We start from the raw sequence: 26,246 nt of genomic DNA, 5'->3' as shown, positions 1-26,246 counted from the left end.
CTACTCCTTTGTCTATATCATCAGCTTTTAAATCTATACCCGTTTAGCAATGTTTTACACATTTGAATATACTTTTTGACATTACCATAATATGGTTTATTTGTCATAGGAAATAAGACGTATTTTCTAAAAAAATTCCGGTGTTGCGTCACATTTATAGTGTTCCCAGCAACGCGGTAAAATGGATTTCCACTATTTACGACTAGTAGTAATTCTAACCTGTTCTCACTTATAAAGTTTTTGACTTTTCTGACAAAAGGCTTATAATGAAGGTACAACCGTGTATACCTAATGCATAATTAACCTCTTGGAAAGGGAGTGTTATAGATGTATGTAGGAAATACCATTAAGATTAATCGCTATAATGGCGAATATTTTGAAATCAGCGAGAAATGGCTCATGGATGTGGTATGGAATAAGTATAATATGCCTTTGCATGAGTTTTTGCTATCGTATGATAAGTTTGACAGTGATTATATTTATTCGCTTGCTTTGAACAACGCAGAAGATGTTAAATTGGAATATGACGAAGACTACCTGCATATCGGGTAGTTTTTTTATTTTTGTTTATGTCAAAAGCCAGCCCTCCTACATACAATGATTTAGGATTCAGGGGAGGGCTCATAAATGGCGAAAAAAAGCGCGAAAAAAAAATTCAACAAATATGATAGTAACGTTAACAAATATCAGCACACAATGAAGATGGTCACGAGTGAAACATGTATTGGCTGTAAGACCCAATGCGCAAGAGGCCTGGAATATATTGAGAGAATGTCGAAACCAGGAGCTATTGGAAAAGGTGTAGCCTGTCATCTTACAAAAGGAAAAGGACATAAATAAAAGAGTTTAAGCTGGCCTATGTGGAATATGGGTCAGTTTTCTTGATTCTAATTTGTATTAGCCATCACTAACCGAAAAGTATTACAACCAAATAGACATTCAGAAGGAGTTTTTTAAGCAAATTGATCTCTTACGGAGACTTCCGACCATCATAAGTTGGGAAAACTGCTTGTTTTATACTAAAATGAAAGCACATGTTCTCCTTCAATTTTCCCAATACAAAGCGGTCTCACTCCCTGATACAATAGACTTACACCCTCTTTCGTTTGAAGGCGGGGAAAATGGTAACAGGAACGGGTGAATGACGTGAAAAAGAAAGTGCTTGTCTATTTATATCCGCAATTTAGAGAAGTGGAGATCATGACAACCTTATCTATAATCGGTAAGAAATACGAAGTGCTCCCTTTTTCGCTTTTACCGGGAACCGTTACAAGTGAATGTGGGCTAATGATGCAGCCCACGATCAAAATGAAAAACATCAGTCCGATGGATTATGAAATGCTTATTATCCCAGGCGGGAAACAAGCTTTCACACAAGGTAATCCAAGATTGCTGCACCTTGTGCAAGTATTTGATCGTGAAGGTATTAAGATTGCTGCAATCGGTAACGGTGCCACCATTTTAGGACGAGCAGGCATACTTAACGGCAGATCGTATACGATATCTTTGAAAGAAGAAGAATTCGTTAAGACTTCTAACTGGCTGAACGGAACGTATGTACCGAAACAAATCGTAGAAGATAAGAACTTATTAACAGCTAAAAGTCATGCATATATTGATTTTGGATTAACGATAGGGGACCGTTTGCAATGCTTCGACGGCCTCGAAGAATATAATTTTTTTAAAGGAACAAGCTCTTTTTAACCATGCTCCCCTTTTCGCTCTCTAGTTTATAACTGGAGGGCGTTTTTTATTGGGAATTATTACTAACTAGTGTTTGGATAATAAACAAAAGTTTATTACTTGACAAAAGTAAGTCACAGAATTAAGATATAAAAAGAATTAACTTACTAAAGGGAAGTTGGTTTAAAAAGCTATCTATAATAAATACATGAAACCTAAAGGAGAGAACGACTCATGAAAGTACTTTATATTAATTCAAATCCAAAACCATTAGATCAATCATTCGGACTTCGCTTAGGACGTCACTTCCTAAATGAGCTTTCAAATTTAAACGAAAACATTGAAGTCGAAACAGTTAATCTTTATGAAGAAAATATCCCATTAATCGATGCAGATGTTCTAGACGCTTGGGGAAAATTAGCGGCTGGTCTTGAACTATCTCCCTCACAAGTAGAGAAAACGACCCGAATGGGAGAGATTTTAGAACAGTTCCTTTCTGCTGATATGTACGTTTTCAACACACCAATGTGGAACTTAAGCTATCCTCCAATGCTTAAGGCATATATCGATAACGTTGTGATCGCTGGAAAGACTTTTAAATATACAGAAAACGGACCACAAGGACTTCTTGGGGATAAAACCGCTGTACACATTCAATCTCGAGGCGGAGTATATTCTGAGGGACCTGCTCAAAACTTTGAGTTTACAAATGGCTACTTGCAAGGTGTAATGGCCTTTATCGGAATTACAGACTACCACCATATTTACACAGAAGGAATGGCAGCAACACCAGATCGTGCTGAAGATATTCTTGATGCAGCAAGAAAGACTGCATCAGAACTGGCAAAAGAATTAGCAGCAGCTAAAAGAAACGCATAAATTGTACGCTGATAACGAACGGTTTTAAGAGGAATTATAAAAAGGTGTCTAACCGTTAAGGCACCTTTATCGTTTTTAAGGGAGTGGAATACGTTGAACGAAACATTAAAAGTTATGGAAGAAAGAGCTTCTGTCAGACTGTATCAGAAAGATAAAGAGATCCCTAATGAAACACTTCATAATATATTAGAGATGGCAGGAAAGGCACCATCTGCATGGAATCTTCAGCATTGGCGCTTTATTGTTGTAACATCTAAAGAACAAAAAGAGAAATTGTTTCCAATCGCTTACAATCAGAAGCATGTTCTAGATGCTTCCGCAGTTGTGATCGTCTTGGGAGACACAGAAGCGGATAAAGTAGCACCAGAAGTTTTCGAAAAAGCACCTGAAGAAGCTAGAAACATGTTGCTTAATAATATTAAAAGTGCCTATTCACAAGGTCGCCCATTAGGAGAGAGAGAAGCACTTAAGAACGCTTCGCTTGGAGCCATGCAGCTCATGCTCGCGGCTAAAGCCTTAGGTGTTGATTCATGTCCGATGACAGGCTTTGATCATGAAGCGATCGTGCCTGCATTAGGAATTCCTGAGCGATTCATTCCTGTCATGATGATCACGTTAGGTTATGCTGACGGACCAGCACGGCCAACAGAACGGTTTGATATAAACCGTTTAATCATGCATGAAAAATACGAAGAAAAAATCTAAAAACACAGTAAGCAGTCTAGCGTCATATCCATCGCTTAGACTGCTTTTTTTTTTGCAGAATATGCTATTATACAAGTATTAAGACAATTTTTTGCTAAAGGAGTAATTATGAGCACATTAACGATATCTATACTTATCACACTTGTCATCATTGTGTTTGTCATTATTATTTTTGCGGCTGCGATCTCAAAAGGTTATTCATACAAGCATACGGTAGATACCCTCGAAGACAACCCTTATTTAAAACATAATGAAGAAAAAGATGAGGCAGATAACCAAAAGGGTACAGAAGAAACAAAATGATCACTAAATCGTCCTAGAGGAGATGGAACGAGGTATGAATTTTTCGATTTCACCTAAGCCGCCTTTTGATTTTCAAAAAATGATGAAGCGTTTAACCGTTACCGGTAAAACGCATGTTTTAAAACTCTCTGACGATTTTACACAGTATGAAAAGATCGTACAGATAGACAACAGACCTTGTTATTTAAAAATCAAATCTGAAGGCTCTGTGGATAATCCGGTTCTTTCTTGTCAGGTGATACCGATAGATGGAAACGTTTTGGAAGCAAAAGCGAAAAAAAAAGTTCAACAGCTTTTTTCTACTGAACTGGATCTCTCCGAACTGTATGATCATTTCTCGGGACACACTGAATTAGGAGCAGTACTTAATCGATTTAAAGGCTTAAAGCTTCTTACAGAAACCGATCTTTTTGAAGCGATTATAAAAATAATCATCGGTCAGCAGGTGAATTTAACGTTTGCAGGGACATTGACTGATCGGCTGATCAAACGAGCAGGGAGGGAAATAGAGGTAGAAGGGAATGTCTTTCAAACCTTTCCTTCCCCAGAAAGTACAGCAAAATTAACGTATGAAGATCTTCGCGAACTTCAGTTCAGCCAGCGAAAAGCAGAGTATATTATTGACCTTGCCAGAATGATAGTTGATGGCAAACTAGACTTAGAAGAACTGTGGAATAAATCGGATGAGGACATTTTTCAAATCTTGCTTCCGCTCAGGGGGATAGGAAAATGGACGATCGAATGTTTATTGATTTTCGGGATGGGTCGTCCTGATATCCTTCCTGCCGCGGATATCGGTTTAAGGAATGCTGTTCGAAACGTATGGCACCTTGAAAGTCAGCCTTCTGAAGATGAAGTAAGGCAGTTAGCTGAGGATTGGAACCCGTGGAGAACATATATCACATATTATTTATGGGAAACCTTGAACCAAACACCAGAGGTTGTAGATCATACATAAAAACGGTGTCGTTTACGAGAGCTGATCAAGAGGAAACGGTTTGATCAGCCCATTCTTATTGAGGCTCATATACGAGTTTTTGAAGGTGGCTGACCAATGTCAGCCTATTTTTAGGAATCAAAAGCTAAATAACGTTTTTCACGGTACGTGTTCTTTTATTCTGTTACACGTTCGCGCAGATGACCTCATTTTCGCGCAAACTTGTTTTAGTTTCCACATCTACTTAGCACTAAAACAGCTCGAATGGACACTCATCTTTATTAATTAATCTGTTTTGATTCAACAAATCGTCTTAATTCCTTGTTTTATATAAAAATGGGGCTGACTCAAAAGTTTTACACTTTTGAGTCAGCCCCTTCGTTTTTTTATTGATTTAATTCTTTTCCTAAATACTCTGCGATTGCTTTCATACCAAATATACCCGCCTTTTCTTCGGCTTCACGGTTGTAATTTGTGTTCGTATTTACATCATACGCATACACGTTATCGGTTTGATCTGTAATGATTTCTATTCCAGCGAACGTTATGCCATTCGCTTGTAAGAATGCTTCAAAGTTTGATTGATAAGGAAGGGTAAAGTTTTCTAATATCTTAAACTTTGGTTCAGGTTCTTCAGGCTGTTCGGTGACCGGACAGAATTGATCACCAATCTGACAGGCATCAGCTGGACAAAGTTCAAATCCTTCTGAAGTATCCACTTTTACCGCGTATAGAAATTTACCGCCAATGAATTCACAGCGCACGATATAAGGTTCAGGTGCCTCTATATAATCTTGAAGGAGCGTAATCCCATCTATCGAATCATCAAAACTGTCACCGTTCACATACGTTTCAAGAGCGTCTGATGTTTGAAACAACTGAACCCCAAGCCCTTTACCAGCTCTGTTATGCTTTGTAATAAAAGGTCCATCAAAGTATGCTGCTGCCTTTAAAAGTTCTTCTTTTCCATAAGCTGCAATCGTATGGGGGACAGGAATATCAAAAGCTTTTAAAGCACTGTATTGATTAACTTTGCTGATCTCAAGCTGGAGTGCCCGGCTGTTATTGAATACCTTTCTGCCGTAGCTTTCAAGCCAAGCCAGAACAGACGAGGTATATTCCGGAGCAAAACGGTGGCCGCGTGTATGAGAGGAAGCACTCATACGGTTATAAAAAATACCTTCTGGAGGAGCTTGTCTTAAATCAATATGACCTTTTGCCATATGCCAGTCTTCATAAGGAAGGCCCAATTCCTCAAAACGCTGGAATAAGGGGGCTGTCCATTCACTATTTTCGTGGATCACATATATTTTTGGATTCATCGGAGTCCTCCTTAACATTTAAAACCGAGTGTTTCTATATTTCTAGTCTAATATAGGTGATATAGAAAGGAAAGGAATACAGATGGATAGTATGTCACTTTGTAGTCTAGCAATATGAACCGTTTAATAAAGAAAAAGAAGCCTTATTTCGACTTTTTTTTGAAGGTGCTCAGATTTCTCAAAGTTTTTAATCGCTTTTGCGTAAAAGCTGAACTCATCATTAGTTATATGTTTTTCACCGTACCGGACTTTTTCATAAGCTTGTAAAACCGCAAGTGCTTCATCACTGTTAAGTTTTAACCGTTCAAACCATAGGTGAGCGGAATCTCCCGTATCCGCGTTTGTCCATCGTTTTTTCAAATTGAAGAAACTTTTTTCTCGTTCGGTCTTTAGATTGCAGCCATCTTCACAAAAGAGAATAATCATTTACGAACTCTTGCGCCTCTATTTCGAGAATTTCTTTATTTTTACCGATTTCTAAATTGCTCTCGTTTTTTTTCTCTTGTTTAAACAGATTAATCAAATAAGCAAACAGAGGCATAAGACTGAACAATTTCCTAAAAGCAGCAAATAAAAAAGCTTACCGCAATGGAAAGCGGTAAGCTTAGTCATTTTATAGATAGAAGAATACAGCCAATATTGCGGCTATGATAAATCTATAGTAGGCAAAAGGAGTTAATTTTACTTTTGCGATTAGTTTTACAAAGAAAAGAATAGCTACGGCTGCTACTAAAAATGCTGTAACAAAACCTGTTAAAAAGAATGGTAGATCGGCTGCACTTAAATAATCCCGTGCTTTAAAAAGGTCAAGACCGGATGCTGCGATCATGATCGGAACCGCTTGGATAAATGAGAAATCTGCAGCGGTACGGTGATTGAGTCCTGAGATAATTCCGCCAGAGATTGTAGCTCCTGATCGAGAAAATCCTGGCCATAATGACAAACATTGAAACAATCCAATTTTTAAAGCTTGTTTATACGTCATTTCATCAAGATCTGCCGCATTAACTCCTTGACGTTTCTGCACCTTTTCAGCAAAAAGCATTAAAAATCCACCGACAACAAGTCCGACAATCACGGTTTCAGGAGAGAATAGATGCTCTTTAATGAAATCATGAACAATAAGTCCGATGATAACAGCTGGCAGGATGGCAATAAAAATATGGCCGAGGTTCAAGCTGTTTTCTTTCTTAGCCATTTTGCCTACACCCAATAAACTCCAAAGGCGATTCCAGTAGAGAACCACTACCGCAAGAATCGAACCAAGCTGAATAACAATTTCAAATGTCTTCGCTTTATCTCCCGTAAAATCCATCATATGGCCCGCTATGATTAAGTGGCCCGTTGATGATACCGGAAGAAATTCTGTGATACCTTCTATAATTCCCATTACAATTGCAACCCAAAGAAACATACATTCACCTTCACTTATTCAAAGTTCATCTTTATTTTAAATTCATGAAATCTATTATAGTAGAGAACAAGCGCATTGTCATATTTTTTTGCTAGTAATTTATACAAATTCATGAACAACTAAAAAAGATGGGGAAGAGTATCCCCATCTTCATTAGTTGATGATTGTGATATTTACGTTCTTTCTGCCCCAGTTCACTGCGTCTGAATAGTTCTTCATGAATACATCAATTTCTTTTCCATTGATGCCACCGCCAGTATCAGCAGCTACCGCATAACCATAACCAGGTACAAATACGACGGAACCCATTGGGATAACATCCGGATCTACTGCGATTACTTTCGCATAAGGGATTTCTTTAAGGTTTGTCCCATTTGCAGTTACACCGCTGCAGCCTTCGCAATTTACCGTGTAGGCAGTTGCAGCTACAGTCATCCCTTTTCTTTGAATATTATTTTGAATACTATTAAAAGTTTGCTGCCCTGCAATACCATCTACTTTTAATCCTTTAGCTTTTTGATATTTAATGACCGCTTCTTTAGTAACTGGACCATAATAGCCTGTTGTGACAGCGAAATCGAAGTATCCCATCGCTTTTAATTTACCTTGAAGTTCATATACATCATTGTCCCATGTGCCAGGTCGAAGAGTGTGATCACCCATTGCTGCAAATCCGCTAACGGGAGCAGATAAGAGCAATCCAAACGCCATAGCCCCTGTAATTACCCATTTTTTTATCATTATAACTCCTCCTAATATGTATAATTGGTTAAATACGTCTCGGTTTCCAATTATACTAATCGATTGTGACAATACGGTTAGGAGAAGGTAACAAAGAGATTACATTACTATATTCATATAATAATAGGAAAAAGAGTAATGAAAAGGAAAAAGATTGAGGGCAGGTAAAAAAGTAATAGAGGTTTCTGTGGTTTTCGACAAATTTCCCAGGAAATAGACAAAGCTTTTAATTGTCCTTCCGTTCTTCATGACAATCATCAAGGCGGTTTAATAGCTGATCAAGTTCTTGACTGCATATAACTGTTTCTTTCGCTGTAAGTCCATATGTTTTTCCAAGACAAAGCAAGACTTCGCGTTTTTCTTCAATTAATTGTAGCAGCATGTATTATTCACAACTTTCATGAAAGATTTTGTCTCAATAAATATGCAATATTTTTCGGAAAAGAGAAAGGGTTTCGCGGAAAGAAGTGATAATATTACAGGATTCAACAAATATCGAGTAAATATTGTCGACTATTGTCTGGTCCATAGAGTGAGATGTTTCATCTAGAAGGTGGAGAGTGAAACACTAATAAGATCACACAAATAAAGGCTATAATGCAGTCCATTTATGAATGATTAGGAGCGATAAAGTTATTTTTTTGGTCAACTGCTGTAATTTCCTTTAAAATAGATATGATATGCAATGAATGAGCAATCATCTAATTTGCTATAATTGGTAATAAAACGTAAAGGAGGGGAGACGGAATGAAGCAATCAGAGGAACAAGAAGGGGAAAAGCGAGCACAATATGATTCTCCTGAGAAGAAAGTTCAAAATACGGATTCGGTTCAGTTGTGGCGTGAGTATTTTTCAGAGCGATTCGAGACGTTCGAAAAACGGAAAATGCAAACCGTCTCCTTTCGGGATTTAGCTGATGGAAAAGATACAAGCTATACATTTGTACATATCTATCGCGATTATTATCCGGCACTTTTAAATGCTGGACAATTTTTTGATGAAGATATTGCTCTGCTCTATAGATACCACGTCCAAATCGAAACACTGATTCGCTTATTTTCATTTGAAGCACAATATGGAGTAGCTTCCTACATGCAGTCCAACTTCGAGGCTACCGTTGAGAAGTTATCGGATCAGATCTACGCTGCTTTAAAAGATATGAATAGTGAAAAGCTTCTTAATGAAAATAAAAAACTGGTGGAAGAGAGTCTCCGAAACTTTCAAAGTCTATATGAGATCCCTCCAAAATGGAGCTATTTATTATTTTACCTTTTTCAGGTGAGCTGGTCTCTTCTTTATAAAGAGCGAACTTGGGTTGAAAAGTATGAAAAACAATTGCTAGAAGAAAAAGAATCGGGTAAATCCTCTCAAATGCTTGACCTCGCACTTGTGCATTTCGCTTTTGCACGTGAAGAAGATAAACTTGCTTTTGAATGTTTAGCTCAGAACGAGAAGAACGTAGAGATGGTTCATTTTCTGGTTTGGATGAAACTCTTGGTTGATAAGCAGGAGTGGGAGCGTCTCTTGACTTGGCTTCTTTACCTAAAGCCGCATTTCCTTGAGGGTGTTAGCTCGTATTACTATCAATCTGACGCTCGTGAATTCTTTCATGAATATCTCCAATATTTTTGGAAATACGCTCAGCATACAGGTGATGAAGAAAAGTATGAAGAGATGCTCATTGAGTTTTTACCGATCACTTTCTACGAATACGGAGAATATTTAATGGTAATCGGAGAACATGAAAGATGGGTGGAGCTTCAAGTAATCATGGGTTACTCGCCAGAGCTCATTCAACGGAAAGATTTAAAAGAGGTTCTATCATTTGATAAAGAAAAGGTTCTGCCGATCTACCATCAAACGATTGACAGGCTGATCAATGAACGGACAAGAAAATCCTATCAATCGGCTATCAAACATCTAAAAACGCTTCGTACTATTTATTTTGATCTTGGTGAGGAAGAACGGTTCTCTCATTATATCCATCAAATCGCAACAACCTATGGACGGTTACGAGCGTTTCAGGAAGAGTTAAGGAAAGGAAAGTTTATTTCATGATCGATACAAGCAATCTTTTACTTCATGCAAAATGGCTTCATGGAAATATGGTTTTATGGGCCACTAAAGATAAGAAAAGAGTGCATGTGAACGATTGGAAACCTCTTTTATTTACGTGGCATCCGCCTTCTTTTTATGGGACGATGCTTGATATAGACGAAAACCAAAACATATATTTGAAAGCTGGAGAAGCCTTTGTTTTGTTTAATCGTTATCCAGACTTTTTCCTTTCTAAAGACACTTGGGAAACAGATGCATGGCAAATAGTAAAAGAAGCAAACCACTATGATCAATTATTGAAAGCTGATCTCGTGTTTCCTGACTTTGAAGCATGGAAATCAGGTGAATGGTCATGGAAAGCAGAAGGAAAACGTATCGAGTCTCCTTGGATCAATGAGGCTCTTTCAAATTTGCCTGATACCGGTTATACAGGTATGCCATCATCCTTTAACAAGGAAGTACTCAGAGGTTCAAGACCGATTATTTCTGCACTTAGCCATCTAGGCGAAGAAGAATGGCTGATTAAAATTGGCTGGAGAGAAGATCCTAAGCCTTTTCAATTGGTATTTGAACTATCCGAACCTGATGATGGTGAAGAAAAAGAAATCTGGGGTTTGCATGCTTATCTACAGGAAAAAGAAGAAGGCATCCGTGTTCCTTATAAAGGGAGAAGCACTCTTTTGCCTGACGAATGGAAAGCCTATCAACCCATGCTTGAAAGCGATATGGCATTGGTATCGAAGTTGATTTCGTGGCTAAAGGTTGGCAGCCGAAAAGAAATCAGAGAAGAGATTACAGAAAAAGAAGCTTGGGATTTCCTAACGTTAAAAAGCGATCTTCTTCGCCAAATAGGTATCTCTAGTATACTTCCCGAATGGTGGCAGACCGTTCAAGAACTGCAGCCTAAAGTTAAAGCGAAGATCAAGACTAAACCACAAACTGGCGGTGGAGCACCGTCCTTTTTAGGTTTGAACGCAATCATGCAATTTGATTGGAGACTTTCCACTGGAGACGAAGAGCTCTCAGAAGAAGAATTCCGAAAGATGGTCGATGGCAGCAGAAGGTTGATTAGAAGAAACGGGCAATGGTACAGAGTCGATCCTGAATGGATGAAACAAGTCAGACACCTCATTAAAAATGTGGACCGTAATGGCATTCAGTTAAAAGACGTATTAGAACAGCATCTTTTAAATATGGATACCAATCCTGCAGAAGATGGACTAGATGGAATTGAATTTGAAGGACCAACGCTTGATATGGAATGGGATGCGCCACTGAAGCGTTGGATGGATCAGCTTTCTGAGATCAAAACAATCCCTGTTGAGCCAAAAGCAGAAAATCTGCAGGGAACTCTTAGAGAATATCAAAAGACAGGAAGCTCTTGGATGTATTTTCTTCGCAGATTTGGGCTTGGCGGATGTTTGGCAGATGATATGGGGCTCGGTAAAACGGTTCAGACTATCGATTACTTTTTAAAGGTCAAGGAAAAAGGGGAGCAGGAAGGAACCTTTTTATTGGTCTGTCCAACATCTGTAATCGGAAACTGGCAGAAGGAGCTTGAGCATTTCTCGCCAACGTTGAAAGTTGGTTTACATTACGGCTCCAGTCGAAAAAAAGGTGAAGACTTCGAGAAATGGTATAAGGATTACGACGTTGTGATTACTTCCTATACCACATGTCAGCTTGATTTTTTAGAAGTAAGCGAGGTATTTTGGGAAGCAATCGTTCTCGATGAAGCTCAAAATATTAAAAACAGCTATACGAAACAGTCCAGAAGTATTCGAAAACTGAAAGGACGACACAAGATAGCGTTAACGGGAACACCTGTTGAGAATAGGCTGCTGGAGCTTTGGGCGATTTTTGATTTCCTTAATCCCGGCTATTTAGGAAGTGAGCCTTCTTTCAAAAAGAAGTTTGTACTGCCGGTAGAAAAAGAAAATGATAATGTCAAACTGCAACAGTTAAAAAGTTTAGTACAGCCTTTCTTGCTCAGACGTACGAAGATGGATCCCGCTGTTCAGTTGAATCTTCCTGAGAAACAGGAAATTAAAGAATACTGTCCACTATCAAAAGATCAAGCCTCTTTATATGAAAGACTCGTTCAAGATACCTTTGAACAGCTTGAAAAGGTAACAGGTATGCAGCGACGCGGTCTGCTGCTCGCTATGCTTGGTAAACTGAAGCAGATCTGTGATCATCCTGCTCTTTATACGAAGAATGAAAAATTAACGAAGCTTGAAGATCAATCTGTTAAATTTTCAAAGATGATCGAGCTTCTGGATGCGATTTTAGAAAAAGGTGAAAAATGCTTAATCTTTACTCAGTTTATCTTTATGGGTGAGCTGATCAAAAAGTATGCAGAGAAAAAGTTCGGGAAGCCTGTCTTGTTCTTGCATGGAAGCTTATCCAAACAAAAACGTGATGAGATGATTGACAGTTTCCAAAATGGAGACAACGCGATCTTCATCTTATCTCTAAAGGCAGGAGGTACTGGTTTAAATCTCACAGAAGCCAATCATGTTATTCATTATGATAGATGGTGGAACCCTGCCGTTGAGAACCAAGCTACTGACCGTGCACATCGAATCGGTCAGAAGAAATTTGTTACGGTGCATAAAATGATCACACTCGGCACACTTGAGGAAAAGATTGATTTGATGCTTGAAAGTAAAAAAGAGCTTTCCGAGAAAGTGATCCAGAGCGAAAACTGGATTACAGAATTATCTACGGATGAACTTAAAGATTTACTCACACTGCGCAAAGAGTGGGTAGAGACTTAAGACTAGAAAGACATGCTGAACTACGGGTTCTGTTTTTCTAAGAGAAGAAATAGATTATAATTGGATATGTATATGACATTAAATAAGACCAGATGATTTTGTCTGGTCTTTTTCATATAGCATTATTCAATTAAAGGACCTGATAGGAATCTAATAAACTTTCTGAAGTCAAGCTGGAAAATCTGGCTCTTTTTTTACCTCTTTTACTTGTTGGGTACTAAGTAAAAAGCTAGCTATAGCTGCAAAGCTACAAATATATGGCAGTTGAAAATATCCCCAATGAGATATGACATAACCTCCAATCATTGATCCAACAGTGATACCCATGTATAAAGCAGTATTATTCCATGCCATTACAATTCCTCGTTCTTTTGGATATTCTACCGCTAATCGTGCTTGGTACGATGTGAATCCTGCATATCCAACCAATGCCCATAGTAAAAGAAAGAAATAAACCCAATCGCCATATGAGAAAAAGATCCCTAAACAAATGAGGATTACAATCAAAAAAATTAATGTAGCCTTTGAAACCTTCCATTCTCCGTATTTGTCTGTTAATTGTCCACTTGTAATACTTCCTAAAATAGCACCGACTCCATAAAACGTAACGGCTAATGCGATTTCTGAAGATGAGAATGCATTTTCGGAATAAAGAGCTGCACCTAAATAAACATAAAGAGTGTACATGGAAATCGCCCAAATGGCAGTAACACTCACTGAACCAAGTATTCTTAATAGGTTTCCTTCAAATAGCTTTCTAGTTATATCACTTTTAGGAATGGAATCCCATGTTTTGAAATTAACTACCGTTAAAATTGCTCCAAGGATAGCCATTACAACAAAAACTGATCGCCAACCAAATAAATATTCTAATAAAGTACCAAATGGCGCTCCTGCCCAAAGAGCAGTTAAGTGTCCTGAAACAACAATCGACAGCCAAGTTCCTCTTCGTTTTTGTGGCGCAATATCTCCAATGATTGCGTATATCAAAGGGGTGATTGAAGCAACGGACAAACCAACTAAAATGCGGCTAGCAATTAGCCAGGAGAATGAAGGAGCACAGGCAGTTAGTGCATTAGAAATAGTGAACAGTAATAAACCAAAGGTAATAAATGTTCTCCGTCCCTTTTTATCTGAAAGCCACCCAAAGAAAGGAGCCGAAAAAGCATATGTAATTGCAAAAATAGTTACCATCCATCCAGTGGTCGCTGGACTAACCTTATAAGTTTCCGAAATGAAAGGTAACAATGGCGACACCACAAATAAATCGGTACCCATTAGAAATAAAGTTATCCAGCCAACGCTTAAACTTATCCTTCCTTGCAACTCTAAACACCTTCTTCACAATTATTTTTACATGTATATTCTCTAGGGTTATATAAAGGACTTTAAGTAAGTCTCCCCTGTAGTTAAATACCTCGTATCAACGCCATTCATAAAGAAAAGGCCCATTTCTTTTATTACAGCGTGCAGATAACGTGTTTTCTTAGTGCACAAATTTTCTGTGAATAATCTTTTTTTTTGCTAAACTATCATCAACGACATAAAAATACGAAAGATTACATCGAACTCTCTTAAAAGACCAGGAGGCAGCAAACATGTACTTACCTTCATTCTCTTTAAAAGGAAAAACAGCCCTTGTAACAGGGGCGGGAAGAGGGATTGGCCGCGCAATCGCTATCGGCTATGCGGAAGCCGGTGCTGATGTTGTGATTGTATCAAGGACGCAATCGGATTTAGAGGAAACCGCAAAACAGATTGAGCAAGTGGGAACGAGAGCATATAGGTTTGAAGCGGATGTGACAAACAAAAACGATATCGAAGCAATCTTTGAAAAACTAGATACGGACAATATTAAGATTGATATTCTCGTCAACAATGCGGGGATGAATATCCGATCGAAAGCTCTTGATGTCACAGATCAGGAGTGGGATACGATCATGAACACAAATCTTCGTTCAGCTTTTAAGTTTGCACAAAAGGCAGGCAAAAGAATGAAAGAGAACGGCGGAGGGAAAATTATCACGATTTCTTCCGTTGCTGGTCATGTGGCACTGCGTACAGGTGTGCTCTATGCATCCACGAAGGCGGCAATTATACAGATGACTAAAAACCTGGCACTTGAGTGGGGGCAGTACGGAATAAATGTCAATAGCATCGGTCCGTGGTATTTCAAAACACCTTTAACAGAAAAGTTGCTGGCAGATAAAGATTACTTGAATGATATTTTAGCTGTAACACCGCAAAAACGAGTAGGAGAACTACCAGACCTTGTAGGACCGGCTGTATTCTTGGCAAGTGATGCGGCGAACTATGTGAACGGCCAGACATTATTTGTAGATGGTGGTATGACGATTCAAGGTTTTTAGAATCAAGAATTACTAAGCTATATAAATCTATATAAATATTTTCGGAATTTTGTATCTTCCTGTATGAAATCTTCGTTATCCGTTAATAATGGAGCTACATAAGTAATAATCTTTAATGTTTGAAGGGAGATAACTATAATGAAAAAAATGGATTTAGTAGATGCAGTACGCAATGCGACGAGTATGAACAAGAAGGAGTCAGCACTTGCGGTTGACGCAGTATTAAATGCGATTACAGATGCTTTAAAAAACGGTGAGAGCGTACAGCTGATTGGTTTTGGAACCTTTGAAACACGCAACCGAAATGCAAGAAAAGGACGTAACCCGTTGACTGGTGAAGAAATCATGATCCAGGCAAGCAATGTTCCGGCATTCAAGCCAGGAAAAACGCTAAAAGAAGCTGTAAAAGCTGTTTAATATTTATAGTACTGCAAAAAGACGCTTTCGATGGGAAAGCGTCTTTTTTTTTGTATGTAAAAAATTGTCGACAATAAACTGATCCACGGTGTAAGAAGGTGAAGAATGCCGCGCAAGTTTAGGAAAAAAATAAAATAAAAATATGTCGTTGTCCCATTTTCTTTGTCAGAATTAGACGAAAAAAAGAGTAATTTGACGTGCGAATTATCAAAAAAATTAGAGGAATACAACCCCTTTTATTTAATAATAAACAGTACGAAGTTTTAGTAAAAGGGTGGATTATAAATGAATATAACAAGCCAGGACGACCTTCTTGCTGTTGCTACTTTTAAAGAAATGATTGATGTCCTGCCTGAATTTGTATGTATAAAATATCCTGATGGAACTTGGGCAGAAGCAAACCAGTTCGCGTTAAATATTTATGGAATATACGATAATGACTATAAGGGGAAAAGTCTGGAGGAAATGGAGACCAGACTTTCGAGTGAAGTGGTCGAAAGATGCAATCAATCTGATCAGAAAGCTTGGGAAACAAAGAAACCTACTAAAACTGCTGAAAAGATAAAATTGAACAACGGCAGGGTTGTTATGCTTGAACTGATCAAACAGCCAACTTTTACAAAAGACGGAAAACCGCAGATGCTTGTCGTAACAGGAAGGGATATTACTCCCCATAAGCAGAAAGAAGAAGAACTAAGTGTTGCTTTAGATCTTCTAGAATCCGTTCTAAAGGGGACTACCGATGCCATTCTTATCTTAAATACAAGGCAGGAAGTCATAAAAGTCAACGATGCGTTTGAACAAATGTTTGGCTGGAAAGAGGAAGACTTTTCTGAAGGGAATGGTCCCACTCCCGTTATTACGCCAACTCATTTGCAAGATGAATCCTTGGAGATTATTAAGCTATTAAAGCAGGGTCAGTCTGTTCCTCTACATGAAACGCGTCGAATTCATAAAGACGGAACAGTATTTGATGTGTCCGCTTCTTTCTCTAACATTTGTGATATGGAAGGAAAAATAATGGGTTTTGTTATCGTCTACCGTGATATTACTTCACAGAAAAAAGTAGAGCGGGCTCTACGGGAAAGTGAGGCGAAATATCGTTTGATCGCAGAACATTCGACGGATTTAATTGCTGTTATTGACCCTGCAGGAATGATTCAATATGTATCTCCATCACATTTTACGGTTTTAGGTTATGAGGAAGGAGAAATTAAGGGAGAGATTCTTGATTATGTTCATCCTGATGATGTGGATGGCTTGTCTGACCTTTTCATGAAGACACTCGTTAAGAAAATCCCTTTTCAGACGGAATTCAGACTGCGTCATAAAAACAGTGGTTGGATTCTTTTAGAAGCAAGTGGGGTTCCGGTCATGACCAAAGAAGGGCATGTGGAAAGTTTGGTTACATTTGCAAGAGACGTTACAAAAGCTAAGCAGACAGAAGAACTGATGCTCAAATCAGAAAAGCTGTCCGTATTAGGAGAATTGGCTGCAGGTGTTGCCCATGAAATCCGAAACCCCCTTACTTCATTAAAAGGGTTTACCAAGCTTTTGGCTGATGCCGACGATGTAATCCGCCAAGAGTATTTAAGAATTATGGAATCTGAACTTAACCGGATTAATGATATTGTCGGAGAGTTAATGCTCGTTGCCAAACCTCAGGCTGTAAGTTTCGAACATACAAATATAAGAGATTTGATCTATAGTGTTGTAAGATTGTTAGAAACACAGGCGATCATGCGAAATATTCAAATCTGGGTGAATATAGCTGATGATATCCCTCCTGTTTATGGTGTTGAGAACCAATTGAAGCAGTTGCTTATCAACCTGTTGAAGAATGCGATTGAAAGTATGGATTCAGATGGAGAAATTCATATTAGGATTGGGACAAAGGAAGACAGAGTTACCATCGAGGTGAACGATCAAGGATGTGGGATCCCTGCAGACCGCTTAAAGACATTGGGAGAACCTTTTTATACGACAAAAGAAAAGGGAACAGGACTAGGGTTAATGGTGTGTTTTAAAATTATTGAAGAACACGGAGGAGCCATTGACTTTTCTTCTGTAGAAGGTCAGGGAACTCGTGTTGAAATTGAACTTCCCACCGCTCCTGTCGAAATAAATTAGAGGTTTATTCCATAGAAAAGCCGACCACACTGTTACTAGAGGAGTGTGAAGGCTGTGGGAAAATATCGTATCTTTTTTGTCTATCGGATAAAAGATTTGAATTATGTTCATGTTCACGGGATGAACATGGAAGATAAGAAATTGTTTACCGTTCTTGTTCCATCACCTAATGATCATATCGATTTAGGTCAACATCAAGAGCAACTGCCTGAAGAGCTTCTATCCGTCCTCAAGAGTGAGAGTGGACGAATTAATGCTGGGATTTACGATTTAGCCCATTGGGAACCCTATACGTATAGCTAGACTCCTTTCTGTTTTGTTGAAAGGAGTTTTTTTGTGTAAAATGTTCCTAAAAGGATAAAAGGAGAACGATGGATGACACAGGATGAAATTGTAGACCTGTTAACAGGAAAAATTAAACTGGTTCGAACAGAACTTGGATATACGCAAGATAAAATGGCCGACATATTAGGAATCTCTAAGAAAACTTTGGTTCAGATTGAAAAAGAAAGAATTAAAGCTAGCTGGACAGTAATAGTCGCTTTATGTGCTCTTTTTCGTAACTCTGAAATTTTAAACAACACGCTTGGCGGTGATCCATTGGATGTGATGGAAGTTGTCGTACATAAATATGTAGCGCCGCCAAAAGAAAAAACGTGGGGTGGCCATGTCTGGTGGAAGGAAATACAATCCTATAAAGGATACACGCTGCAGCAAAATGTCATCAGTCAGCATTATCGTATTCTCGACGTTAATAACCATAGAATATATAGTTCATTTGATGAAAAGGAAGCTCGTGAACGTTTGAAGGAAAGTAATAGTGATAACTCACAATAAACGAAATTTAAGACCGTCCAGGTTCCTCTGGGCGGTTTTTCCATTTTAAGATGAAAGAACTAAAATAAATTCTCCTCCAAACCGATAAGAAGTATGAGACTTTAAGCCGAAATACCTAAAAAAGGAGCAAGTGAGATGTCACTTAGCACGCAAACGTTGAAAATAGTTTTGATTTCAAACAAAGAGGAAGAGTTTGGCCTGCCGATTCATTATGTTGCTTCCATAGAACGTGTTACGGAGATTACCCCAATGCCCGAAATGCCACAGGACGTTACAGGAGTTATTCACCTAAGAGACAACGTGATCCCGATTATTGACTTCGGACAACTGATCGGAAACCAAAATTCTTTACAAACCGATTCTTCGAGGATTGTTGTTCTACAAAATGACGATATCTTTTTAGGTCTCTTAACTGAAGCTGCAACAGATGTCATCGATATTGACCCCACTTTGGTTCAAACTCCAGGAAATTTTGCACACAAAGAAGATTCTCTCATTCAAGGAGTTGCTAAACATAAGGATCGTCTGATTGTCATTTTAAACTGCCCCGTAATCTATACAAATAGTAGTGTTTAGATTCTTCATGAATCATATTTAAGAAGAGGTGACATATGAAATTTACGTTGAGAAAAAAATTGATCGGATCCTTTTTACTTGTTGCTGTATTGTTTGCTGGGACATGTGGTATTTTCTTTTACTTTTTAAAAAACATGCAGGGTACCTATAGCGAGCTTTTAGACAGAAGAGCTGTGATTCAACAAAATGCAAAGGAGATTGAGCTCAACGCCACGATTCAAAACAATAGTGTGCGCGAGTTTTTATTAGAGCAGTCATCTGAAAGTAAAGCCAAACTCTTAGAATCTACCGAGCGAATAGACGCGCTCGTGAATGAAACGATGAAGTTGGTTAAGGCTAAAGCCGATAAGGACAGGCTTGAAAAAATCTATTACCTAAATAACGATTATCGTACAGAATCCGGAAGAGTGCTGCAGAATTCGATAAGCAACATGGAAGCGGCCAATGAATATGCAAAAAGTTCTCTGTTTCCACTAGGAAGGCAAATGCGGGATGTAACTGCTGAATTGGCTAAAAGACAAGCAAACCTTATGGATGAAGGCGAGATTACAGTTAAATCGAAAGAAAAGTTTGTCGTAACTCTTATTACTGTTTTAGGAATTGTAATCGTAATCGCTGCACTGGTAATCGGCTATTTTATTTCAAGAAATATTTCACGTCCTGTGAGAAGAATGGCAGATATGCTCAATGAAATAGCAGATGGTGACCTTACGATGGATCCGATCAAAATAAAAAATAAAGATGAAATGGGTATCCTTGCAGACGGAATCAATCATATGGGTATGAACCTTGCAAGCTTGATCCGGCAAGTACGAATTACATCTGAACAAGTCGCAGCATCTTCAGAACAGTTAACAGCAAGCGCCGAGCAGACGAGCATTGCCACTGAACAAATTGCAGGCACTATCCAGCAAGTTGCTGGGGGTTCACAAGAACAAGTAAGAACCGTTGAAGATATCGTTGAAGCGATGAACCAACTATCTGCTGGAATCCAGCAAATAGCAGTGAGCATGCAGAACATGTCTGAGTCCTCTTCAAGATCGCTTTCTGTTGCTGAAGGCGGGAATGAAACGATCAAGGAAACAATTGGCCAGATAGATGCGATTCATTCCTCAATTACCAACACCTCTCAGGTCGTAAAAGACTTAGGAGAACAATCGCAGGAAATTACAAAGATCGTAGATGTAATCACAGACATTTCGGGTCAGACGAACTTGCTTGCATTAAATGCGGCGATCGAAGCCGCGCGTGCTGGGGAGCAAGGAAGAGGGTTTGCCGTAGTTGCTGATGAAGTAAGAAAACTTGCAGAACAATCTTCAGCATCCGCTAAGCAGATCGGACAGCTTATTACAGCGATCCAAGAATTAACAGAGAAGGCTGTAGAAGCGATGGAATATGGAACGGAAGAAGTGACAGGCGGGCGAGAGCTTGTGTACCGTTCAGGGGAAGCATTTAAAAGCCTATATGAAAGTGTTGCGGAAGTGTCGAACCAGGTTGGTGAAGTATCTGCGGCAACTCAGCAAATGTCTGCGAGCACAGAACATGTGGCAGGAGCCATCGATGTCATTTCATCGATGGCTGAAACAGCAGCATCCTCCACACAAGAAGTTTCGGCATCTGCAGAAGAACAGTTGGCAAGCATGGAAGAGATTTCATCTTCATCCCATGCACTTTCAGAGCTAGCTGAAGAAATGAACGAAACGATAAATAAATTTAAAGTTTAAAAAATTTTAATAGAAGACGGGCCTGGTGGGCGGTTTTTTCTTTAAACGAGCAGTCGAGGTTATTTGTCATTAAACAAAAAAATGCTGGCTCCATTAGAAGTTAATTTACCTAACGGCCAGCATCTTTTTTCGTTATTCTTGTTTATAAAACCGATCCCCAGTATCTGGGTTATAGTAGACTCGTTCTTTTTTACCTGTTGAGGGGTCAATGGATACTTCTTCGGTCCAAATATAGCCTGAGGGAACTTTGGTCTCGCTTTTTTTATAGCGTTTATCGAAATAAAGCCAGGATAAAATCACAAGTCCAATCAAAACGAGAAAAGAGAACACTTGCCAACCGATCAAGAGGCTTATCCAACTCATTGTTTTTCAGCAATAACAGCAGTTCCATAAGCGACGATCTCACTCATGTTGCTGCCCATTTCACCAGAGTCATAGCGCATCATAATAATGGCGTTAGCACCCATTTCAGAAGCATTTTTCACCATGCGGTCGACTGCCTGTTTACGAGCATCTTCTAGCATCGTTGTATACTCTTTGATTTCACCGCCTAAAATTCCACGAAGCCCAGCCATGATATCTCCGCCGATCCCTCGTGCACGAACAACAATACCGAATGCTGTCCCTTTCACTTCTTTGATTTCATAGCCTTTAATGTTTTCTGTCGTAACAACAATCATCTTTTTATCCCCCTCAAATTGATACTTCTTTATACGATAAACCTGACTTTAAAGTTTCTTTATCTATAATATGATTTTATCCGGGTTTAAAATGCCATTAGGGTCTAGTTGTTTTTTTATTCCTGACATGATCGGCAAGGTATCCGCATGTTCTTTTGCCAGATATTTCGCTTTACCGATACCAATTCCGTGTTCCCCTGTACAGGTACCACCTTTATTCAGTGCATAATCAACGATAGAAGCATTAACCTGATCTGCTTTTACACGTTCACTAGGTTGTGAAGGGTCATACATCAGGATGGCATGGAAGTTTCCGTCACCCACATGCCCCAAAACAGCCCCGGGAACTCCAATCGCATCCATCGTTTCTCTTGCGTGAACGATGGCCCCTGACAATTCAGATAAAGGAAGACAGACATCCGTGAACATCATAGAATTCCCCGGGTACCCATGTTTAAAGGCATAAGCTAAGTGATGGCGAGCTTCCCATAGTTTTGCACGGGCTTTCGAATCACGCTCTTCTACCCATTCAACGCCACCGAAGCTTTCGAGGAGCTCTTTTGTAAGAGAAGCCTCATATGTCACGCTTGCCGGATTACCGTGGAACTCTAGAAAGAGAGTCGGTGCTTCGGTATAGGAAGTATCGCTATTCTGGTTGACTTGTACGATTGAACGTTCATCAACTAGCTCGATACGGGCAACCCCGGTACCTGAGCCGAGAACACCCGATGCCGCCTCAACAGCAGACTGGACAGAAGGGAACGTACAGCGTGCAGCTAAGACAGACTCAGGTATGCCGTAAACTTTTAATGTAATTTCGGAAAAAACTCCGAGCGTTCCTTCTGAACCAACAAACATGCTCGTAAGGTGATAACCGGCTGAAGATTTCGCTGCGAGGCCACCGGTTTGAATAATCTTTCCATCGGCTAAAACGACTTGAAGGTTTCGAACTTGGTCACGCATGATGCCATATTTCACACTGGTTGTTCCACTGGCATTAGTTGCTGCCATACCGCCGATTGTTGCATCAGCACCTGGGTATAAAGGAAAGAACAAACCATACTTTTTTAAAGCGAGGTTTAATTGAGTCCGTGTCACGCCGGGCTGCACTTTTACTAAAAAGTCCTCAGGGCGAATCTCTAAGATCTGGTTCATCTCTTGAAAATTAAGAGAGATTCCTCCTCGAACAGGAATGCAGTGACCTTCTAAACTAGAACCTGCGCCAAAAGGCACGACAGGAATTTTGTGTTCATTTGCGAATGAAATAATAGAAGAAATTTCTTCTACCGAACAAGGGTATACAACTACATCAGGCAGTACCGGTGTGTGATAAGATTCGTCACAGCTATGCTGTCTAAGAATGGTTTCATTTTGAGTTGCCCGTTTTTCAGACGTCCTTTTTTTCATTTCAAGTAAAAGATCTGCTTGAGCTATATTCAAGAAAACACGCTCCTTTTGTTGTTATAGTTCTATTTTACATAAACATCATCAAAAATCCTGTTTAAACATGAAAATCATTATTTATGCCCAAACTAACGGTGAGGTGATGATCGTGTCAAAACGTAAAAATCTGTGGAGTGTTATACTTTTAGCAATAGGTCTATCAATTGCCGTAACGGGCTGCGGAAAGGCTGACAGTCCAAACCAATCTGAGGGGAGAGAAGAACCGGTGATGGGTGATGGAAAACAAGATCAAAAGAAAGTTCGCCCTGAAGAAGGCCAGAATGGAATCGTTGCAGGAAGCATTGAGCCTTCAATAAAAGTGCTTGAGCAGCAGAATGAAAAAGGATTACTATTTCGTTTTGTATTAAAGAACCAAACAGAAAAAGAAAAGGTCTTTCAATTTCCAACAAGCCAGAAGTTTGATTATGTGATCAAAGACAAGAATGGAAAAGTCGTATATCAGTATTCAAAAAATCATATGTTCATGCAGGTATTATCCTCTATAAAGATTAAACAGGGAGACACGTTTAAACAGGACATTTTAGTCAAAGATTTAGAGCCTGGCACTTATGAATTAGAGGTCTGGCTGACCCCAAAAGGCGAAACAGAAGACTACCGTCAAAAAATTACTTTTAATTGGCAGTAAATTAGGGAAGAGATGAGTTATAAGCTCATCTCTTTTTGTTTTCTTGAACGTTTTTTTGTTAAGGTCATCCTCGCCAAGTTGATTGGAGCGCAAGATGCGAGACCCTGGAGGTTCACCACACGTCCCCCGGAAAGCGAGTATCTAGAGCGGAAATTAACTTCTCCATTTCTTTTAAAATTGGATAAAACAAAATACTTGAAAGTCAAAAAAGGTCAAAGTATAATATGAGTAAAGATGAAAGGTCAAAGAAAGTCAAAGTCAAACTTTCATCAACAAACAAGCTTTTTATTAGGAGTGAAATAAAATAATTTGAGGGGGTTACAAGTATGCGTTGTGAACAATGTGAAGTTAATCCTGCTACAATCCAAATGAGTATTTCCATGAATAAAGAGAAGAAGCAATTTGTACTTTGCTCAGATTGTTACCATAAAGTAAAACAAGAAATGAATAGTGGGGGAGGAATGAGCATGAACTTTTCTTCTTTCGATGATATCTTTCAACAGATGATGAGTGGTCAGGCATTTACTGATCATAAAAATCATCAGCAACAACGTACTCAGAAAGGAAAACATGGCGGAGGCTTTTTAGATAAATTCGGCCGTAATTTAACGGACGCTGCTAAAGCGGGAATTATTGATCCTGTAATCGGCCGTGAAAAAGAAGTACGCCGTGTGATTGAGATCTTAAACAGACGTACGAAAAACAATCCGGTACTAATTGGTGAGCCAGGTGTTGGTAAGACAGCCATCGCAGAGGGACTAGCATCAAAGATTGTAGAAGGAGATGTACCCGGAAAGCTGCTCAATAAAGAAGTTTACCTATTAGATGTCGCTTCATTAGTAGCTGATACGGGAGTAAGAGGTCAGTTTGAAGAGCGAATGAAGCAGCTGATCGCGGAACTTCAAAAGCGAAAGAATGTCATCCTCTTTGTGGATGAAGTCCATCAGATCGTAGGAGCTGGATCAGCAGAAGGGTCAATGGATGCCGGTAATATCTTAAAACCAGCATTAGCTCGCGGTGAACTTCAAATGGTTGGTGCAACGACCCTTAAAGAGTATCGCCAGATTGAGAAAGATGCTGCACTAGAACGACGATTCCAACCAGTCATCGTCAACGAGCCTACAGTAGATGAGGCGATGGAGATCTTAAAAGGTCTTGCATCTCGATACGAAGATTATCATCAAGTTAAATTTACAGAAGATGCCTTAAGAGCGTGTGTGCAGCTTTCACACCGTTATATTCAAGATAGATTCTTACCTGATAAAGCGATCGACTTAATGGATGAAGCGGGTTCAAAGAGCAATCTTCAGCACATTACAATCGAAAAATCTTCCATTGAAAAGCGTTTAGAAGAGATTGTAAAAGAAAAAGAACAAGCAGCGGCAGATGAGAACTACGAACTAGCTGCGAAATTGCGCCAGGAAGAATTAATGCTCGAAGGAAAATTAAAAACCCAGGAAGAAGATAAAAAAGCTGCCATCGTTCATGTTGAAGATATTCAAAATATCGTGGAACAAAAAACCGGAATTCCGGTTCGTAAGCTGCAGCATGATGAACAATCAAAAATGAAAGAATTGGCTTCAAGACTCTCAGCCCAGGTCATCGGACAAGACGAAGCGGTTGAAAAAGTAGCCAAAGCAATTCGCAGAAGTCGTGCAGGTCTAAAAGCGAAGAAACGCCCAATCGGATCGTTCCTGTTTGTTGGACCGACTGGTGTTGGTAAAACAGAACTAACGAAAACATTGGCGAAAGAACTCTTCGGAGATGAAGACAGCATGATTCGCTTAGATATGAGTGAATATATGGAGAAACATGCCGTCTCTAAATTGATCGGTTCACCTCCAGGATATGTAGGACATGAAGAAGCTGGTCAGTTAACAGAACAGGTGCGCCGCAAACCATATAGCATTCTATTATTAGATGAGATCGAGAAGGCTCACCCTGATGTACAGCATATGTTCCTTCAAATTATGGAGGATGGAAGATTAACAGACAGCCAAGGACGTACGGTAAGCTTTAAAGATACTGTAATCATTATGACAAGTAATGCTGGTTCATCTGTTAAACAAACAAAGAAGCTAGGTTTTAATGCTGAACAAGTGGAAAAAGAAACAAACATCCTGGATTCTTTAGGCGGATATTTCAAGCCAGAGTTCCTGAACCGTTTTGACAGCATTGTTCAGTTCCAATCTTTAAAAGAAGAACACCTTGTAAAAATTGTTGATTTGATGCTTAAAGAACTGTCTGATCAGCTTCAGGAACAAAATATTAAACTTTCCGTAACGACTGCAGCTAAACACAAACTGGCGAAGTTAGGATACCACCCGTCATTTGGTGCTAGACCGCTCCGCCGTATCATTCAAGAGCACATCGAAGACAAGATTGCAGATGTCCTTCTTGATGAAGAAAACGTTAAAAAGCTTGCAGTGAATGTAGTTGATGGACAGATCGTCGTGAAAAAAGCGTAAATCAGCTGAAACCAGCCTAAAACAAAAAACCTTGCTAGAGGATATCTCCAGCAAGGTTTTTGTTTTACAATTAAAATATAAGGTAATTCTAATACATATATGGGATATCTCGAAAAAATAAGCCATGCGCCAGC

General features: G+C 39.2%; 27 protein-coding genes. 18 read left to right on the top strand and 9 right to left on the bottom strand.

The features are described 5' to 3' along the window. Nucleotides 1-327: 327 nt before the first annotated feature. The 7 genes from M3206_RS03475 (at nt 328) to M3206_RS03445 (ending at nt 4,528) form a co-directional block, all read left to right on the top strand. On the top strand, nt 328-552 hold the full coding sequence (locus M3206_RS03475) for a hypothetical protein (RefSeq protein WP_251311114.1): 225 nt from the start codon (nt 328-330) through the stop codon (nt 550-552). A gap of 75 nt (nt 553-627) precedes the next feature. After that, entirely contained in the window at nt 628-840 is a 213-nt protein-coding gene (locus M3206_RS03470) for a hypothetical protein (RefSeq protein ID WP_251311113.1), read from the top strand. Nucleotides 841-1,146: 306 nt separating this feature from the next. Continuing rightward, nucleotides 1,147-1,704, top strand: coding sequence for a DJ-1/PfpI family protein (locus M3206_RS03465; protein WP_251311112.1), 558 nt, complete (start codon nt 1,147-1,149; stop codon nt 1,702-1,704). Nucleotides 1,705-1,917: 213 nt separating this feature from the next. Further along, on the top strand, nt 1,918-2,562 hold the full coding sequence (locus M3206_RS03460; protein WP_251311111.1) for an FMN-dependent NADH-azoreductase: 645 nt from the start codon (nt 1,918-1,920) through the stop codon (nt 2,560-2,562). A 93-nt stretch (nt 2,563-2,655) separates the two neighbouring features. Then, entirely contained in the window at nt 2,656-3,267 is a 612-nt protein-coding gene (locus M3206_RS03455; RefSeq protein WP_251311110.1) for a nitroreductase family protein, read from the top strand. Between the two features lie 108 nt (nt 3,268-3,375). Beyond that, nucleotides 3,376-3,570, top strand: coding sequence for a YtzI protein (gene ytzI / locus M3206_RS03450; RefSeq protein ID WP_251311109.1), 195 nt, complete (start codon nt 3,376-3,378; stop codon nt 3,568-3,570). Between the two features lie 34 nt (nt 3,571-3,604). Then, nucleotides 3,605-4,528 (top strand): DNA-3-methyladenine glycosylase family protein, encoded by a 924-nt coding sequence (locus M3206_RS03445; RefSeq protein ID WP_251311108.1) that lies wholly within the window; start codon nt 3,605-3,607, stop codon nt 4,526-4,528. Nucleotides 4,529-4,893: 365 nt separating this feature from the next. Here M3206_RS03445 and M3206_RS03440 read toward each other — a convergent pair whose 3' ends face one another. From M3206_RS03440 to M3206_RS03415, 5 genes are all read right to left on the bottom strand, one after another. Then, a complete protein-coding gene (locus tag M3206_RS03440; protein WP_251311107.1) occupies nt 4,894-5,829 on the bottom strand; it encodes an ATP-grasp domain-containing protein in 936 nt (311 codons plus the stop codon). 123 nt (nt 5,830-5,952) lie between these two features. Then, complete coding sequence (locus M3206_RS03435) at nt 5,953-6,255, bottom strand: hypothetical protein (RefSeq protein WP_251311106.1); 303 nt, start codon at nt 6,253-6,255, stop codon at nt 5,953-5,955. Nucleotides 6,256-6,442: 187 nt separating this feature from the next. After that, nucleotides 6,443-7,243, bottom strand: coding sequence for an undecaprenyl-diphosphate phosphatase (gene bacA, locus M3206_RS03430; protein ID WP_251311105.1), 801 nt, complete (start codon nt 7,241-7,243; stop codon nt 6,443-6,445). A 153-nt stretch (nt 7,244-7,396) separates the two neighbouring features. Next, on the bottom strand, nt 7,397-7,984 hold the full coding sequence (locus M3206_RS19165; RefSeq protein WP_425590702.1) for a 3D domain-containing protein: 588 nt from the start codon (nt 7,982-7,984) through the stop codon (nt 7,397-7,399). A 226-nt stretch (nt 7,985-8,210) separates the two neighbouring features. After that, entirely contained in the window at nt 8,211-8,366 is a 156-nt protein-coding gene (locus tag M3206_RS03415) for an aspartyl-phosphate phosphatase Spo0E family protein (protein WP_285876692.1), read from the bottom strand. Nucleotides 8,367-8,731: 365 nt separating this feature from the next. Between M3206_RS03415 and M3206_RS03410 the strand changes: the two genes are divergently transcribed. Both M3206_RS03410 and M3206_RS03405 read left to right on the top strand, forming a co-directional pair. Then, nucleotides 8,732-10,042 (top strand): hypothetical protein, encoded by a 1,311-nt coding sequence (locus M3206_RS03410; RefSeq protein ID WP_251311104.1) that lies wholly within the window; start codon nt 8,732-8,734, stop codon nt 10,040-10,042. Continuing rightward, nucleotides 10,039-12,822: a DEAD/DEAH box helicase gene (locus tag M3206_RS03405; protein ID WP_251311103.1), complete on the top strand. Its 2,784-nt coding sequence runs from the start codon at nt 10,039-10,041 to the stop codon at nt 12,820-12,822. Before M3206_RS03410 ends, M3206_RS03405 begins: the two co-directional genes overlap by 4 nt. Nucleotides 12,823-12,990: 168 nt before the next feature. Here M3206_RS03405 and M3206_RS03400 read toward each other — a convergent pair whose 3' ends face one another. Beyond that, nucleotides 12,991-14,148 carry an MFS transporter gene (locus M3206_RS03400; protein ID WP_251311102.1) on the bottom strand — a complete coding sequence of 386 codons (1,158 nt, stop codon included), beginning with the start codon at nt 14,146-14,148 and terminating at the stop codon, nt 12,991-12,993. A 272-nt stretch (nt 14,149-14,420) separates the two neighbouring features. On the opposite strand from M3206_RS03400, the gene M3206_RS03395 reads away from it, so the two are divergent. The 7 genes from M3206_RS03395 to M3206_RS03365 all read left to right on the top strand — a co-directional run bounded on the left by M3206_RS03395 (nt 14,421) and on the right by M3206_RS03365 (nt 20,875). Beyond that, complete coding sequence (locus M3206_RS03395; protein WP_251311101.1) at nt 14,421-15,191, top strand: SDR family NAD(P)-dependent oxidoreductase; 771 nt, start codon at nt 14,421-14,423, stop codon at nt 15,189-15,191. A 138-nt stretch (nt 15,192-15,329) separates the two neighbouring features. Continuing rightward, nucleotides 15,330-15,608, top strand: coding sequence for an HU family DNA-binding protein (locus tag M3206_RS03390; RefSeq protein ID WP_251311100.1), 279 nt, complete (start codon nt 15,330-15,332; stop codon nt 15,606-15,608). Nucleotides 15,609-15,893: 285 nt separating this feature from the next. Next, complete coding sequence (locus tag M3206_RS03385; RefSeq protein ID WP_251311099.1) at nt 15,894-17,738, top strand: PAS domain-containing sensor histidine kinase; 1,845 nt, start codon at nt 15,894-15,896, stop codon at nt 17,736-17,738. A gap of 54 nt (nt 17,739-17,792) precedes the next feature. Further along, on the top strand, nt 17,793-18,041 hold the full coding sequence (locus M3206_RS03380; RefSeq protein WP_251311098.1) for a hypothetical protein: 249 nt from the start codon (nt 17,793-17,795) through the stop codon (nt 18,039-18,041). A gap of 72 nt (nt 18,042-18,113) precedes the next feature. Then, the gene (locus tag M3206_RS03375; RefSeq protein WP_251311097.1) at nt 18,114-18,575 is read left to right on the top strand and encodes a helix-turn-helix transcriptional regulator; all 462 of its coding nucleotides are present in this window, start codon (nt 18,114-18,116) and stop codon (nt 18,573-18,575) included. Between the two features lie 135 nt (nt 18,576-18,710). Next, the gene (locus M3206_RS03370; protein WP_251311096.1) at nt 18,711-19,151 is read left to right on the top strand and encodes a chemotaxis protein CheW; all 441 of its coding nucleotides are present in this window, start codon (nt 18,711-18,713) and stop codon (nt 19,149-19,151) included. 35 nt (nt 19,152-19,186) lie between these two features. After that, nucleotides 19,187-20,875, top strand: coding sequence for a methyl-accepting chemotaxis protein (locus tag M3206_RS03365; protein ID WP_251311095.1), 1,689 nt, complete (start codon nt 19,187-19,189; stop codon nt 20,873-20,875). A 132-nt stretch (nt 20,876-21,007) separates the two neighbouring features. Here M3206_RS03365 and M3206_RS03360 read toward each other — a convergent pair whose 3' ends face one another. From M3206_RS03360 to M3206_RS03350, 3 genes are all read right to left on the bottom strand, one after another. Then, nucleotides 21,008-21,238, bottom strand: a complete 231-nt coding sequence (locus M3206_RS03360) for a hypothetical protein (RefSeq protein ID WP_251311094.1) — start codon at nt 21,236-21,238, stop codon at nt 21,008-21,010. Further along, on the bottom strand, nt 21,235-21,555 hold the full coding sequence (locus tag M3206_RS03355; protein WP_251311093.1) for a YbjQ family protein: 321 nt from the start codon (nt 21,553-21,555) through the stop codon (nt 21,235-21,237). Before M3206_RS03355 ends, M3206_RS03360 begins: the two co-directional genes overlap by 4 nt. A 63-nt stretch (nt 21,556-21,618) precedes the next feature. Continuing rightward, entirely contained in the window at nt 21,619-22,962 is a 1,344-nt protein-coding gene (locus M3206_RS03350) for an FAD-binding oxidoreductase (protein WP_251311304.1), read from the bottom strand. A 145-nt stretch (nt 22,963-23,107) separates the two neighbouring features. Here M3206_RS03350 and M3206_RS03345 point away from each other — a divergent pair, with 145 nt between their 5' ends. Together M3206_RS03345 and M3206_RS03340 are read left to right on the top strand one after the other, a co-directional pair. Then, nucleotides 23,108-23,644, top strand: a complete 537-nt coding sequence (locus tag M3206_RS03345) for a BsuPI-related putative proteinase inhibitor (protein WP_251311092.1) — start codon at nt 23,108-23,110, stop codon at nt 23,642-23,644. A gap of 326 nt (nt 23,645-23,970) precedes the next feature. Continuing rightward, nucleotides 23,971-26,112 carry an ATP-dependent Clp protease ATP-binding subunit gene (locus M3206_RS03340; protein WP_251311091.1) on the top strand — a complete coding sequence of 714 codons (2,142 nt, stop codon included), beginning with the start codon at nt 23,971-23,973 and terminating at the stop codon, nt 26,110-26,112. Nucleotides 26,113-26,246 lie beyond the last annotated feature (134 nt).

Origin of the sequence: Fictibacillus phosphorivorans (assembly GCF_023715845.1) — a bacterium.
In the GTDB taxonomy this organism is placed as follows: domain Bacteria; phylum Bacillota; class Bacilli; order Bacillales; family Fictibacillaceae; genus Fictibacillus; species Fictibacillus phosphorivorans_D.
This window is presented reverse-complemented; position numbering and strand designations above follow the sequence as displayed.

Bases quoted from the DNA above. Each gene is read 5' to 3' on its own strand.
- M3206_RS03475 (WP_251311114.1), top strand. From the start codon at position 328: ATGTATGTAGGAAATACCATTAAGATTAATCGCTATAATGGCGAATAT.
- M3206_RS03470 (WP_251311113.1), top strand. From the start codon at position 628: ATGGCGAAAAAAAGCGCGAAAAAAAAATTCAACAAATATGATAGTAAC.
- M3206_RS03460 (WP_251311111.1), top strand. From the start codon at position 1,918: ATGAAAGTACTTTATATTAATTCAAATCCAAAACCATTAGATCAATCA.
- ytzI (WP_251311109.1), top strand. From the start codon at position 3,376: ATGAGCACATTAACGATATCTATACTTATCACACTTGTCATCATTGTG.
- M3206_RS03445 (WP_251311108.1), top strand. From the start codon at position 3,605: ATGAATTTTTCGATTTCACCTAAGCCGCCTTTTGATTTTCAAAAAATG.
- M3206_RS03440 (WP_251311107.1), bottom strand. From the start codon at position 5,829: ATGAATCCAAAAATATATGTGATCCACGAAAATAGTGAATGGACAGCC.
- M3206_RS03435 (WP_251311106.1), bottom strand. From the start codon at position 6,255: ATGATTATTCTCTTTTGTGAAGATGGCTGCAATCTAAAGACCGAACGA.
- bacA (WP_251311105.1), bottom strand. From the start codon at position 7,243: ATGTTTCTTTGGGTTGCAATTGTAATGGGAATTATAGAAGGTATCACA.
- M3206_RS19165 (WP_425590702.1), bottom strand. From the start codon at position 7,984: ATGATAAAAAAATGGGTAATTACAGGGGCTATGGCGTTTGGATTGCTC.
- M3206_RS03415 (WP_285876692.1), bottom strand. From the start codon at position 8,366: ATGCTGCTACAATTAATTGAAGAAAAACGCGAAGTCTTGCTTTGTCTT.
- M3206_RS03410 (WP_251311104.1), top strand. From the start codon at position 8,732: ATGAAGCAATCAGAGGAACAAGAAGGGGAAAAGCGAGCACAATATGAT.
- M3206_RS03405 (WP_251311103.1), top strand. From the start codon at position 10,039: ATGATCGATACAAGCAATCTTTTACTTCATGCAAAATGGCTTCATGGA.
- M3206_RS03395 (WP_251311101.1), top strand. From the start codon at position 14,421: ATGTACTTACCTTCATTCTCTTTAAAAGGAAAAACAGCCCTTGTAACA.
- M3206_RS03390 (WP_251311100.1), top strand. From the start codon at position 15,330: ATGAAAAAAATGGATTTAGTAGATGCAGTACGCAATGCGACGAGTATG.
- M3206_RS03385 (WP_251311099.1), top strand. From the start codon at position 15,894: ATGAATATAACAAGCCAGGACGACCTTCTTGCTGTTGCTACTTTTAAA.
- M3206_RS03375 (WP_251311097.1), top strand. From the start codon at position 18,114: ATGACACAGGATGAAATTGTAGACCTGTTAACAGGAAAAATTAAACTG.
- M3206_RS03370 (WP_251311096.1), top strand. From the start codon at position 18,711: ATGTCACTTAGCACGCAAACGTTGAAAATAGTTTTGATTTCAAACAAA.
- M3206_RS03365 (WP_251311095.1), top strand. From the start codon at position 19,187: ATGAAATTTACGTTGAGAAAAAAATTGATCGGATCCTTTTTACTTGTT.
- M3206_RS03360 (WP_251311094.1), bottom strand. From the start codon at position 21,238: ATGAGTTGGATAAGCCTCTTGATCGGTTGGCAAGTGTTCTCTTTTCTC.
- M3206_RS03355 (WP_251311093.1), bottom strand. From the start codon at position 21,555: ATGATTGTTGTTACGACAGAAAACATTAAAGGCTATGAAATCAAAGAA.
- M3206_RS03350 (WP_251311304.1), bottom strand. From the start codon at position 22,962: ATGAAAAAAAGGACGTCTGAAAAACGGGCAACTCAAAATGAAACCATT.
- M3206_RS03340 (WP_251311091.1), top strand. From the start codon at position 23,971: ATGCGTTGTGAACAATGTGAAGTTAATCCTGCTACAATCCAAATGAGT.